The organism is Stenotrophomonas sp. GW821-FHT01H02A (genome assembly GCF_059422145.1).
In genome coordinates this window covers 20586-33014 of the sequence record NZ_JBWKWI010000004.1, presented here as the reverse complement: position 1 = coordinate 33014, position 12429 = coordinate 20586, and the positions used below count along the sequence as shown (strand labels likewise).

General features: G+C 67.1%; 14 protein-coding genes and 1 pseudogene. 6 read left to right on the top strand and 9 right to left on the bottom strand.

From position 1 onward, the window contains the following. Positions 1 to 83 precede the first annotated feature (83 nt). Entirely contained in the window at positions 84 to 443 is a 360-nt protein-coding gene (locus AC07WC_RS07475; RefSeq protein ID WP_495209445.1) for a DUF1428 domain-containing protein, read from the bottom strand. Positions 444 to 1112: 669 nt separating this feature from the next. Between AC07WC_RS07475 and AC07WC_RS07470 the strand changes: the two genes are divergently transcribed. Further along, complete coding sequence (locus tag AC07WC_RS07470) at positions 1113 to 1685, top strand: OmpO family porin (RefSeq protein WP_495209444.1); 573 nt, start codon at positions 1113 to 1115, stop codon at positions 1683 to 1685. Positions 1686 to 1816: 131 nt separating this feature from the next. Beyond that, positions 1817 to 2245: an NUDIX domain-containing protein gene (locus tag AC07WC_RS07465; RefSeq protein WP_495209443.1), complete on the top strand. Its 429-nt coding sequence runs from the start codon at positions 1817 to 1819 to the stop codon at positions 2243 to 2245. A gap of 164 nt (positions 2246 to 2409) precedes the next feature. Here AC07WC_RS07465 and AC07WC_RS07460 read toward each other — a convergent pair whose 3' ends face one another. Then, positions 2410 to 3279 carry an alpha/beta fold hydrolase gene (locus AC07WC_RS07460; protein ID WP_495209442.1) on the bottom strand — a complete coding sequence of 290 codons (870 nt, stop codon included), beginning with the start codon at positions 3277 to 3279 and terminating at the stop codon, positions 2410 to 2412. Next, positions 3279 to 3779 (bottom strand): annotated as a pseudogene (locus AC07WC_RS07455) (sugar phosphate isomerase/epimerase family protein); the annotation flags it as partial. The pseudogene AC07WC_RS07455 and the gene AC07WC_RS07460, both read right to left, overlap by 1 nt. A 35-nt stretch (positions 3780 to 3814) precedes the next feature. On the opposite strand from AC07WC_RS07455, the gene AC07WC_RS07450 reads away from it, so the two are divergent. Further along, complete coding sequence (locus AC07WC_RS07450; protein WP_495209441.1) at positions 3815 to 4195, top strand: FadR/GntR family transcriptional regulator; 381 nt, start codon at positions 3815 to 3817, stop codon at positions 4193 to 4195. A 21-nt stretch (positions 4196 to 4216) separates the two neighbouring features. On the opposite strand, the gene AC07WC_RS07445 is transcribed toward AC07WC_RS07450, so the two are convergent. Then, entirely contained in the window at positions 4217 to 4606 is a 390-nt protein-coding gene (locus AC07WC_RS07445; RefSeq protein WP_070426453.1) for a DUF6165 family protein, read from the bottom strand. Between the two features lie 235 nt (positions 4607 to 4841). Here AC07WC_RS07445 and AC07WC_RS07440 point away from each other — a divergent pair, with 235 nt between their 5' ends. Beyond that, positions 4842 to 5480: a TorF family putative porin gene (locus AC07WC_RS07440; RefSeq protein ID WP_495209683.1), complete on the top strand. Its 639-nt coding sequence runs from the start codon at positions 4842 to 4844 to the stop codon at positions 5478 to 5480. An 87-nt stretch (positions 5481 to 5567) separates the two neighbouring features. Here the strand turns inward: AC07WC_RS07440 and AC07WC_RS07435 are convergent, their stop codons facing one another. Further along, a complete protein-coding gene (locus AC07WC_RS07435; protein ID WP_495209440.1) occupies positions 5568 to 6743 on the bottom strand; it encodes an MFS transporter in 1176 nt (391 codons plus the stop codon). 159 nt (positions 6744 to 6902) lie between these two features. Further along, the gene (locus AC07WC_RS07430; RefSeq protein ID WP_046274114.1) at positions 6903 to 7373 is read right to left on the bottom strand and encodes a YehS family protein; all 471 of its coding nucleotides are present in this window, start codon (positions 7371 to 7373) and stop codon (positions 6903 to 6905) included. A 450-nt stretch (positions 7374 to 7823) separates the two neighbouring features. Between AC07WC_RS07430 and AC07WC_RS07425 the strand changes: the two genes are divergently transcribed. Together AC07WC_RS07425 and AC07WC_RS07420 are read left to right on the top strand one after the other, a co-directional pair. Further along, a complete protein-coding gene (locus AC07WC_RS07425) occupies positions 7824 to 8015 on the top strand; it encodes a hypothetical protein (RefSeq protein WP_495209439.1) in 192 nt (63 codons plus the stop codon). Between the two features lie 97 nt (positions 8016 to 8112). Next, positions 8113 to 8862 carry an SDR family NAD(P)-dependent oxidoreductase gene (locus AC07WC_RS07420; RefSeq protein ID WP_495209438.1) on the top strand — a complete coding sequence of 250 codons (750 nt, stop codon included), beginning with the start codon at positions 8113 to 8115 and terminating at the stop codon, positions 8860 to 8862. 108 nt (positions 8863 to 8970) lie between these two features. Here the strand turns inward: AC07WC_RS07420 and AC07WC_RS07415 are convergent, their stop codons facing one another. The 3 genes from AC07WC_RS07415 to radC form a co-directional block, all read right to left on the bottom strand. Continuing rightward, positions 8971 to 9837 (bottom strand): SPOR domain-containing protein, encoded by an 867-nt coding sequence (locus AC07WC_RS07415; protein WP_495209437.1) that lies wholly within the window; start codon positions 9835 to 9837, stop codon positions 8971 to 8973. An 18-nt stretch (positions 9838 to 9855) separates the two neighbouring features. Next, positions 9856 to 11544: an arginine--tRNA ligase gene (gene argS, locus AC07WC_RS07410; RefSeq protein WP_495209436.1), complete on the bottom strand. Its 1689-nt coding sequence runs from the start codon at positions 11542 to 11544 to the stop codon at positions 9856 to 9858. Positions 11545 to 11645: 101 nt separating this feature from the next. Beyond that, complete coding sequence (gene radC / locus AC07WC_RS07405) at positions 11646 to 12335, bottom strand: RadC family protein (RefSeq protein WP_495209435.1); 690 nt, start codon at positions 12333 to 12335, stop codon at positions 11646 to 11648. Between the last annotated feature and the right edge of the window lie 94 nt (positions 12336 to 12429).

Here is a 12429-nt window from a genome sequence, read left to right as displayed (position 1 = left end):
CGGCCTGGAGCACCGAGCATGCCGGTGCCCCAGCGTGCACTCAAGCGGCGCTGCCGCAGCGGGTGTGCCCCTCCTGGCCCCGCTCAGCCCTTGAGTTCCACCACCGGCACGAAGCCACCGTAGATCATCCGCTTGCCGTCGAACGGCATCGGATTGTTCTCCGGGTTCATCCGCGGGTCCTCCATCATTTTCTGCATGCCGGCATCGCGCGTGGCCTTGTCCGGCCATTCGATCCAGGAGAACAACACGGCTTCATCCTCCTTGGCCGCCACCGCGCGATGGAAGTCGGTCTGCTTGCCGTGTGGGACATCGTCGCCCCAGCACTCCACCACGCGCAGCGCCCCATGCTCGATGCAGATCGCATCGCCCATGTGCGCGTGTTCCAGGAATTTCGCTTTGTTCGCGTTCGGCACGGCAAGTACAAAACCATCGATATAGGCCATGGCAGAGCTCCAGATGACGCGCCGGGATGGGCGCCTTCATGACATACGACGAACCAGGGGACGGAACCTCGACACTGCGCGCGATGGCCTTTGCGACCAGTGAATGTCTGCAGGACGGTGAAGGAGTGAACAAATTCAGCATTCAGTGCGTCCTTCTTGCCGCCTCCCGCCCCAACGTCAGAAAATTCTGAGTGAGAGCGAGGGACAATCTGATAGGCCAGCTGACGCATTCAGCCCATGATGGCCTTGCCGGACAGGACGCCCCACGGCGGCCTGCGGTCCAACGCCCCAAGGCGCGGGACCACGGTGTATCCAGGAGGAAGGACGCGTTAGCCGATGACTCCCCAAGAGCGGCTTCCCCAGCGCGTGACGCCCCGCAAGGGCACCGTCGTGACCAGAATCCTTTCCTGCCCGCCATCTGCGCGCCTCGCTTCCCTTCTGACCGACGCCCGCGCGTGATCGCCACGCCAACGGTCACTCACGCCGTCATCGCCTGAAAAAAGCCACGCGTGTATGCCAGAGCGCGTCTGAACGCCGCCCCAAAATTCACTTTTGTGGAGGCGGTCAACTTCAGGGCGGGTTGTGTCGAATAACGGAGAATTTACATTCCCGATGCAGTCCGGCCTCCATGCCGGGTGCAAGTAGTCCAAGACATAAAGGTGTACCCCCATGAAGACTTCGTTGATTGCTCTGGCTCTGGCCGCCGCCCTCCCGTTCACCGCTTCGGCGGCTGAAGGCCTGTCCTACAACTACGCTGAAGCCGACTACGTCAAGACCGACGCAGATGGCGGCAAGGCCGATGGTTGGGGCGTGAAGGGTTCCTACGCCTTCCACCCGAACTTCCACGCCTTCGGTGAGTACAACCAGCAGAAGACCGACATCGGCAACTTCAAGATTGACCAGTGGCGCGTCGGCGTCGGCTACAACCAGGAAATCGGCAACAGCACTGACTTCGTGGGCCGCGTTGCCTACAACAAGTTCGACCCGAAGGAAGGCCTGGATTTCAACGGCTACAGCGCTGAAGCCGGTATCCGTACCGCCTTCGGCCAGCACGCCGAAGTCTATGCCATGGCCGGCTACGAGGATTACAGCAAGAAGCATGGCGTCAATCCGGATGGCCAGTTCTACGGCCGCCTGGGTGGCCAGGTGAAGTTGAACCAGAACTGGGGCATCAACGGCGACATCAAGATGGATCGCCATGGTGACAAGGAATGGTCGGTCGGCCCGCGCTTCAGCTGGTAATCCCAGCGTGACCGCATCGCCACGCGCCTGATCGGCGTGGCAGGAAAGGCCCGGCATTGCCGGGCCTTTTTCGTGGGCGCGGATTTTCCCGCGTCGCCAGGGATAATGGGGCACCGTCATGGAGATGCCCGATGTCTGAGACCTCTGCGTTGCAGCAACCCCGCCTCGGCTGCGGTGCCGTCATCCAGCGCGCAGATGGCGCCATCCTGCTGGTCCAGCGCGGGCGTCAGCCCGAACAGGGGCATTGGGGCCTGCCGGGTGGCAAGGTGGACTTCATGGAGAAGGTCGAAGATGCCGTGGTACGCGAAGTCCTGGAAGAAACCGGACTCGAGGTGAGTGTTGAACGGCTGCTGTGCGTCGTTGATCACTTCGAGCCGGCGCTGGGGCAGCACTGGGTGGCGCCGGTGTATGTAGTGCGCGCGCTGGATACGTCCATCGCGGCGGTGAAGGAACCAGAAGCGCTGCTCGCACTGGGCTGGTTCCCCCTGGAAGCGCTGCCCGCACCGCTGACCCTGTCAGCGCGGCGTGCGACGGAGCGTCTTTCAATGACCCCGCCTTGAGCGCAAGGTCCCCCAAGGCAGAACCCTCCCCTTGAGGCGGCCGCGGGGCTACACCGGCCCAGCCAACCGCGCGACTGCGCTACGCAACTGTGCCAGGGTCATCCCTGCCACCGCCTCCGGCGGCGGCAAGGTGGACAGGAAGCGGGCGATGTCCGGGTCCAGGCTCATGCGCTGAGTTCCGGCAGCAGGAACGGCAGCAGCTGGGCCAGGAACGCCTCCGGTGCTTCTTCCATGACGAAGTGGCCGCAGTCGGCGATCATCGTGCCGCGCAGGTCGCTGGCGTGCGCGCGCATGGTGTCCATCGGCATGTCGGCGGTGGCGTGCTCGGCGCCGATCGCCAGCACCGGCATGGCCAACGGAGTGAGCGCGCGCTGCCGGTTCTGGCGGATGGTCTCCGGGATCGCCCGGTAGTAGCCGAAGCCACCGCTGAGCCCACCCGGTGCTGCGTACGCGCGGATGTAGACCTCGCTGGCGACCGCTTCGCGGCGATGCGCCCAGCGGTCGAACATGAAGGTCAGGTAGGCACGCTCGCGTCCGGCGATCAGCGCCTCGGGCAGGTCGCGTACCTGGTTGAACATGAAGTGCCACAGGAAAATGTTGTCTTCCGGTGCCACGAAGACCGGCGGTGCATCGGCCAGGCCGGGAATCACCGCCTCGGTGATGGCCAGGCGCTGCACCGCCTGCGGCTGGTCGCTGGCCAGCGCGTAGGCCACCCACATGCCCACGTCATGGCCCACCACCTGGTAGCGCGCGTGGCCCAGCTGCTGCATCACCGCATGCAGCGTGGCGGCGATGTTGCCGGTGTCATAGCCCTGCGCAGGCGTATCCGAATCGCCGGTTCCCGGCGGGTCCACGGCGATGGCCTGGAAACCCTGTGCGGCGAGTGCCTGCATGACATGCCGCCAGGCGTACCAGGTCTGCGGCCAGCCCGGGATCAGCAGCACCGGGCGACCCTCGCCGAGCAGGGCGCAATGCACGCTGCGCCCTTCGATGCGCACGTGGCGGTGGCTGACGCCTTCCAGTTCGAGGGTCATCAGAGGATCCCCAGCATGCCGTGGATCTGCGCGCTGACGGGCGCACCCGCGAAATCGTCGAAGATGCGGTCGGTGACCTTGATGATGTGCGCGTTGATGAAGGCCACGCCCTCGCGCGCGCCGTCTTCCTGGTTCTTCAGGCAGCACTCCCATTCCAGCGTGGCCCACCCGTCGTAGTCGTACTGGGCCAGCTTGGAGAAGATGCCCTTGAAGTCCACCTGCCCATCACCGAGCGAGCGGAAGCGCCCCGCGCGCTCGGTCCAACCGCTGTAGCCGCCGTAGATGCCCTGGCGCCCGCTGGGAGTGAACTCGGCGTCCTTGATATGAACCATGCCGATGAAGTCGCGGTAGATATCCAGGAAGCTCAGGTAGTCCAGCTGCTGCAGGACGAAATGACTGGGATCGAACAGGATCCGGCACCGCCGATGGCCACCGACGGCGGCATGGAAGCGTTCGAAACTGGTCCCGTCGTGCAGGTCTTCGCTGGGATGGATCCGATGCCGAGCTGGAGGACCTGGCCGGCCTGATCGCGGCCATGGTCGACCCCAACTCGGGCGAGGCGGCCGCCAGCGAGGCTGATCGCCAGTTCCACCTGTCGATCGCGCGGATCGCCGGCAACCCGGTGGTAGAGCACTGTGTGCAGCTGATCTGGCGGATGCGCAATGAATTGCCGCGGGTCAAGCAGGTGTATGCCAACGTCTGCCACAACGACGATGACACCCGCGACGAGGAACACACCCGGATTCTGGACGCCTTGCGCCAGCGCGACCCGGCAGCGGCACGGTTGGCCATGCGCAACCACTTCCAGCGGCTGCTCGAATCGATGCTGGAAGCCACCGAGAACGAAGCGCTGGCCGAAATCCGCCGGCGTACCCAGCAGGACCGCGAACGCTTCATGGCCGCGACCGGGCACTGAGCCTGGCGCGTACCGGCGCGATTATTCGCCCTGGTACTGCTTCTCTTCGACCAGCTGCGAGCCGGCGATGCGGTTGATCTCGTTCTTCACCTTGACCCGCTCGCCGTTGGTGCCATAGACACCGCGCGCCAGCTGGATGAAGGCATCGTCGAACACCTGCGCTGCTTCCTTGTCGCGCAGCTGGTCCTGGATTTCCCACATGCGCTCGTTGATCGCCTTGAGCTGCGTCTTCAGCGCCTCCAGCCCGGGCTGCGCGCCAACCTGCTGCTGCCACAGCGGCCACAGGCCCTCGAGTTCCTTGCGGACGTTGGCGTTCTTGCCGGCATCGGTGATGCGCTCGGCCTTGATTTCCAGGATGGTGATCTTATCGATCAGCTCGCCAATCGATACCGGGGTCAGGATCGCGTCCACGCCATTACTCGCAACAGGTCAGAGTGGCCATGATACCGCGCACCCCCGGGCACCACCCTGACGCAGGATTTACAGAAACGTTGCGCCGATCGCGCGGCAACGCCATGGCGGCTTTACGCGGTGCCTGAGGACACTGTCGCTCTCGACGGCGCGGCCGTCATCTGGAGCGGGACACGTGGTGGGTAATCAATCAAAACGACGCCTGCGCCGCGGCGTGGTGCTGGTGGGGCTGGTCATGAGCGGGGCAGCGGCGGCTGCGGTGGAAGGCAACGCGACGCTGACCTCGGACTACGTCTGGCGCGGCAGTTCGCAGAGCGACGGCGATCCGGCCGTGCAGGCCGGGGTGAAGCTCAGCGCGGCCAACGGCTGGTACGCCTCGGCCTGGGGCTCGGGCGTCTCGTTCCGGCCGGCCAACGGCGCACGCAGCGAATTCGATGTCGTGGCGGGCTGGAGCGGTGCGGTGAATCCGGACTGGAGCGTGGACGTCAACCTGACCCGCTACGTCTATCCGTCCACCACCGTCGATCTGGACTGGACCGAGCTCAACGGCACCGTGAACTGGCGGCAGCGCGCCTGGCTGCAGGTCGGCGTGTCCGACAACGCCCTGGCCGGTGGCCATGGCGGCGCCTACGCCCAGCTCGGCGCGCGCCTGCCGCTGGGCGAGCTGTGGCGCATCGAGGGCGCGGTGGGCCACTACTGGCTGGACAGCGCGCAGGCCGATGACTATCTGCATGGCCAGCTCAGCGCCATCTGGAAGGTGCACGGCCCGTGGGAACTGCGCCTCACCGCGCACGACACCGATGGTGCGGCCAAACGCCTGTTCCCCGGCAACGCAGGCTCGCGCGTCGAGTTCGCGGTACAAACCGCCTTCTGACGGAGCGCCCACCCACCCCGCGCGGTAGAGCCGACCGTTGGTCGGCTGCCCCAGGCGGCGCGCAATGCAGCCGACCAGCGGTCGGCTCTACCGGCGTACTAGCGCCATCGCCCACACCGCGATCGCCACCATCGCAACGCCGGCACCGGTCACGCACACGCCGGTCCAGCCGAAGCGATCGAAGACCTGCGCCGAGACCAGTGAACCCAGTGAGCCGCCGATGAAATAGCCGGTCATGTAGCCGGCATTGAGCCGGTTGCGCGCTTCCGGACGCAGTGCGTACACCACGTTCTGGTTGCTGACGTGCAGCAGCTGCGCGGCCAGGTCGAGCACGATCACGCCCAGCACCAGCGCGATCAGCGAGTGCGTGGAGAAGCCCAGCGGCAGCCACGATGCGGCCAGCAGCATCAGTGCCACGGAGGTCGCCAATGCAGCCTTGTCGCGGTCGGCCATGCGCCCGGCCACACCGGCGGCCAGCGTGCCGGCCGCACCGACCAGCCCGAACAGGCCGATCGTCGCATCGCTGTAGCCATACGGTTCGGCGGCGAGCAGAAACGCCAGCGGCGTCCAGAAGATCGCGAACATCGCAAAGCTCAACGCGCCCAGCACGGTGCGCAGGCGGAACACCGGTTCCTGCGCGAACAGCGTCCCGATCGAGCGCAGCAACGGTAGATAGCCCAGCCCGGCGGTCTGATGGAAGCGCGGCAGGTGCCGGTACAACATGCCCGTGGTCAGCACCAGCGCCGCTGCGGCAATCCAGTACACGGTGCGCCAATTGCCCAGCGAGGACAGTGCCCCGGCCACGGTGCGTGCCAGCAGGATGCCGAGCAGCAGGCCGCTCATCACCGTGCCCACGACCTGGACGCGTTCTTCGGGCCGCGCCAGCGTCGCCGCGAACGGCACCAGCACCTGCGCCACCACCGAGAACAGGCCGGTCAGCGCGGTGCCCACCAGCAGCCACACGAACTGATGGCTGAGCGCGCTCAGTACCAGCCCTGCCGCCGACAGCAGCGACATCACCACGATCAGCCGGCGCCGTTCGAACAGATCGCCCAGCGGCACCAGCAGGATCAGGCCGACGGCATAGCTCAGCTGCGCGACGGTCACCACCGTGCCCGCGCGCGCGAACGACACCCCGAACTGGCCGGCGATGGTATGCAGCAACGGCTGCGCGTAGTAGTTGCTGGCCACGGCCACGCCGGTGGCGAAGGCCATCAGCAGGACCTGCCAGCGGCTGAGCGGCGAGGGCACGTCGTTGCTCATGACGGGCTCCGGGAAAGAAGGGGCGTCAGTGTCTGCCTGATCGGCGAAGGGGGGAAATGAAACGTCTTCATCCCATGCATCTGGAATCCAGATGGCTCACCCACGTCAGGCAGTCGAGGCGCGTGGCCCCTGCATCGGAGCCACGCATCAACGACGACCTCAGGCGCCGCGCACGCGCAGGGTCAGGCCCTTGAGGAAGTTGCGCAGCATCTGGTCACCACAGGCGCGGTAGTTCTTGTGGTCCGGCTGCCGGAACAGCGCGGACAGTTCCGGCTTGGAGACCGAGAAACCGGCGGCGTCGAACACTTCATGCATGTCCACGTCCTTGAGCTGGAAGGCGACGCGCAGCTTCTTCAACACCAGGTTGTTGGTGATGCGCTTCTCGACCGGGCGTGCCGGCTGGCTCTCGTCGCGGCCGCGGAAATGCACGATCAGGCCATCCAGGAAGTGCGCCAGGGTGCGGTCGTCGCAGGGCACGAAGCCTTCTTCGTCTTCCTTGCGCAGCCAGCCGGCCACATCGGCCTTGTCGACCACGAAGGCCGGGTCGGCCAGGGCACAGGTGTCGGCGATCATGCCGTCGCTGAGGTCGAGCATGTAGCGGATGCTGCGCAGTACATCGTTGTTGATCATGGGACGTCCAATACCGCCGGCGCGGCTGCGCGGCTGGCGGTCATTTTACCTCGTGCCGGGCGCGCGGCCGGCTGCGACCAGAGGTCGCTGTCATCTGGCTGCCATGAAAGTGAAGCACAGTGCCGCGATCAGGCATCGACAGGCAGTGGAGCAGGCAATGCGCAGGTGGCAGGTACTCGGGTGTGTGGGCATGTTGCTGGCGGCCCCGGCATGGGCGCAGGCCCCGTATGTGGCGCTGGAGCAGCGGCTGGATCCACAGGCGCTGGCCGACGTCGGGCTCACCGCGGCCCAGCTGCAGGCACTGAACCGCCTGCTGCGCCAGGCCGAGGCCGATGCCCCGGCACCGGCAGCCGTTGCGGCGCCGGCGGTCGGCGCAGCAGGGGCGCCAACGCCCGCCCCGATGTTCCCGGGCTGGACGACGGCCCCATCAACGCCAAGGTCACCGGCCAGGTGGACGGCTGGGCCCCCGGCACGGTGTTCACCCTCGACAACGGCCAGCAGTGGCAGGTACTCAAGGGCGAGATGAAGCTCAAGACGGCCCGCAGCAACCCCGGGATCGTCGTGGTGCCGGGCATCGCCGGGCGCTGGTTCCTGCAGGTGGATGAAGACCTGCCCAAGGCGCGGGTGTTCCGCATCCGCTGACACGATGCCCCGCAGCGCCGGGCACACCGCCGGCGCCTGGCTCTACACCGGGCGTGCATCGGTGCGAAAATGGTCGGGATCTCCACGGAGTACCTCGATGACCCGTACCGCTCTGATTACCGGCGCCACCTCCGGCTTTGGCGCCGCCGCTGTCCACCGTTTCGCCCAGGCCGGCTGGCGCGTGATCGCCACTGGGCGCCGTGCCGAACGCCTGCAGCCGCTGGTCGATGCCTACGGTCCCGAGCGCGTGCATGCCGCGGTGTTCGACGTGCGCGACCGCGTGGCGATGGAAGCGGCCCTGGCCGCCCTGCCGGCCGGCTTCGCCGACATCGACCTGCTGGTCAACAACGCCGGCCTGGCCCAGGGCACCGCCCCGGCCCAGAGCGCGTCGCTGGAGGACTGGCGCACCATGATCGACACCAACGTCACCGCCTTGGTGACGCTGACCCATCGCCTGTTGCCGCAGCTGGTTGCGCGCAAGGGTGCGATCATCAACATCAGCTCGGTCGCCGGCGTGTACCCGTACCCAGGCGGCAACGCCTACGGCGGCACCAAGGCCTTCGTCAGCCAGTTCTCGCTGGGCCTGCGCTCGGACCTGCACGGCAGCGGCGTGCGCGTGACCACGATCGAGCCGGGCATGGCTGAAACCGAGTTCACCGTGGTCCGCACCCATGGCGACCAGGCCGCCTCGGACAAGCTCTACACCGGTGCCAACCCGATGACCGCCGATGACATCGCCGAGCAGATCTTCTGGGTCGCCTCGCTGCCGGCGCACCTGAACATCAATCGCCTCGAAGTGATGCCGGTCAGCCAATCGTTCGCCGGCTTCCAGGTCGCGCGCGACTGATCCAACCGGACCCCCACCCGGTAGAGCCGACCGTTGGTCGGCTGCTCTGGGCGATCAAAAAAAAACGCCGGGCAATGCCCGGCGTTCCTGTTTACGTCGCAGCGCGCCTTACTGCGCCTTGATCGCCATCGCTTGAAGCCCGGTCCCATCCAGCTTCTGCTTGGCCTCCGCCAGCTCCCCGGCGCTGCCATACGGCCCCATGCGCACGCGGTACACCGTCTTGCCGTTGATCTGCGCCGATTCCACACGCGCCGCCAAACCGATCATCGCCAACTTGGCCTTGGTCGCTTCGGCATCGCCGGAGGCACCAAAGGCGCCCGCCTGCAGGATGTAACGGACGTTGCTGGCTGCCGGCTCAGCCGCCCCGGCAGCAGGCGTTGCCGCAGCCGCCGGCGTCGGTGCAGTTGGAGCAGTCTGCGCAGTCTGCGCCGGCGTCGTCGCCGCAGCCGTGGTCGCCGCCGGGCGCTCCGCCACCGGGGCGGGCAGCGGGGCGGTGCTCACTGCCGCAGGCGAAGTGGTCGCCGCGGTGCTGGTCGGCGCCGGTGCCGGCGGCAACGGGCGGCCTTCCAACGCGGCCTGCGCGCGCTGCGCTTCGGCCCTGGCACGGCGCTGGTCTTCAGCACGCGCGCTGGCGGCCAGCTCGGCATCGGACATTTCCACTTCCTTGCCGGGCAGCAGGGTGTAGAAGTCGTACTGCGTCGCCGCCGGCTTGGCCGGTTCGGCAGGCTTGGCGGCACCCGGCTTGGGCAGCTCGGTGCCGACGTCGGTGTCGGCATCGCTCACCGGGGCCGGCTGGGCGTTCGGGTCCGGCTGCGGGCCGACCCGCAGGAAACCGTCACCGTCGTTCTTGAACAGGTTGGGTGCCGCCAGGAACACCACGGCCGCAATCGCCACACCCGCGACCAGCCACACCCATCCCGGGGTGCCCTGGTTGCTGTTGCGCCGTGCCTGGCTTTTGCCGCGTCGTGCTGCCATTTACTGCTTCTCCACTGCTTACATTTTTTCCGGGGCGGACACGCCCAGGATGTTCAGACCATTGGCCAGGACCTGGCGCGCGGCGCAGGCCAGCGTCAGCTTGGCGTTGCGTTCGCTTGCGTCGGCCACCAGTACCTGCGTGCCGTGATACCACGTGTGGAAGGCGTGCGCCAATTCACGCAGGTACTGCGCGATAAGGTGCGGTTCCAGCGCCAGGCCGGCCGCTTCGACGACTTCCGGGAAGCGCGACATTTCCACCATCAGCCACAGCGAGGCTTCATCGCCCAGCGACGACAGACCGGCCAGCCCTTCGGCCGGCGTGTAGCTCAGGCCCTTCTCCTGCGCCTGGCGCAGCAGGCTGCAGACGCGGGCATGCGCGTACTGCACGTAGAACACCGGGTTGTCATTGCTCTGCTGGCGGGCCAGATCGATGTCGAAGGTCAGCTGCGAATCGGGCTTGCGCGCGATCAGGAACCAGCGGGTCGCATCGCGGCCGGCTTCTTCGATCAGGTCGCGCAGGGTCAGGTAGCTGCCGGCACGCTTGGAGAGCTTCACTTCCTCGCCGCCGCGCATCACCGTCACCATCTGGTGCAGCACGTATTCCGGCCAGCCCTTCGGGATGCCGACGTCCAGCGCCTGCAGGCCGGCGCGCACACGCGCCAGCGAGCCGTGGTGGTCCGCGCCCAGCTCGGTGATCGCACGCTCGTAACCGCGCTGCCACTTGCTCAGGTGATAGGCCACGTCCGGCAGGAAGTAGGTGTAGGTGCCGTCGGACTTGCGCATCACGCGGTCCTTGTCGTCACCGAAGTCGGTCGAGCGCAGCCACAGCGCGCCACCTTCCTCATACGTATGGCCGGCCGCATTGAGCTGGGCGACGGTCTCTTCGACCTTGCCGTCCTTGTACAGCGAGCTTTCCAGGAAGTAGATATCGAAATCCACGCCGAACGCGGCCAGATCCTGGTTCTGCTCGTTGCGCAGGTAGGCCACGGCGAAGCGGCGGATCGCATCGAGGTTGTCCGGATCGCGCTCGCCGACCACCGAGTGGCCTTCCAGTTCCACCGTGGCGCCGGCCAGGTAGGCGTTGGCCACGTCCTGGATGTAGTCGCCGCGATAGCCCGCCTCCGGCCAGCCGGCGTCGTCGGGCTTGAGGCCCTTCGCACGCGCCTGGGTGGACAGTGCCAGGTTCTCGATCTGCACGCCGGCGTCGTTGTAGTAGAACTCGCGTTTGGCATTCCAGCCATTCACTTCCAGCAGGCGCGCCAGGCAGTCACCGATCGCCGCCGCGCGGCCGTGGCCGACATGCAGCGGACCGGTCGGGTTGGCCGACACATATTCCACACCCACGGTACGGCCGTTGCCGCTCAGGTTGTGGCCGTAATCGGCGCCTTCCTTGAGCACGCTGGTCGCTTCGCGCTGGTAAGCGCTGGGGGCAAGGTGGAAATTGATGAAGCCCGGGCCGGCGATCTCGACGCGGGCCACGTCATCGCTCTTGGGCAGCGCATCGAGCAGCGCCTGGGCCAGGGCGCGCGGGTTGCTGCGCGCCGGCTTGGCCAGCAGCATCGCGGCGTTGGTGGCGAAATCGCCGTGCTCACGGGTCTTCGGGCGTTCGACCACGAATTCCGGGGTCAGGGTATCGGCCGGCAGAGTGCCGTTGGCGCGCAAGGCTTCGATGCCTTGGCTGATCAGGGCGCGGAGGAGATTTTTCACAAGGCCTGCTTTGGGACTGGAGCGGCGGAATCGGCAATTTTAGCCCAGAAGCCACCCCGATCCATTGAACCGCGGCCGAGCGGGGCGCTTCCCGCGCAGGATCAGGCCGTTCCCGCGCCCATCCAGCCACGCGCGGCCATCGATACCGGTGCTCCGTCGCCGATCACGACATGGTCGAGCAGGCGGATATCCACCAAGGCCAGGGCCTGTTGCAGCAGCGCGGTGATCCGGCGGTCCTCCAACGAGGGCTCGGCGCTGCCCGAGGGGTGGTTATGGCTGACGATCACCGCCGCCGCGTTGTGCAGCAGGGCGCGACGGACCACTTCGCGCGGATAGACCGCCGCGGCATCCACGGTCCCGCTGAACAGCTCCTCGCAGGCCAGCGTGCGGTGCTGGTTGTCCAGGAACAGGGCGGCGAATACCTCGTTCGGCCGGGCCCGCAGCCGCTGCTTGAAGTAGCGCCCGGCGGCGGCAGGGTCGCGCAGGCCCTCTCCCCGGGCCAGTTCGGCGGCCAGGTGCCGGTGTGCCAGTTCCAGCCCGGCCACCAGTTTGCAGCTGCGTGCCGGGCCCAGACCGGGCAGTGCGGCCAGCGCGGTGGCCGGCAGGTCAAGCAGGTTACGCAGGGGGCCGTGGGCCTGCAGCAGGTCGCGCGCGGTCTCCACCGCGTCGCGCCCGCGCAGGCCCGAGCCCAGGAAGATCGCCAGCAGTTCGGCATCGGACAGAGCCCCGGCGCCCTGGGCGAGCAGCTTTTCGCGGGGACGCTCGGTGCTGGGCCAGTCTCGGATCGACATGGTCTCAGTCTCCAACGATGCCGAGCCGTCCACCATCGGTGAACCGGGCGGCATCGTGTCGGTAAATGCAGGGCATCGGCATGGTTCCGTGCGT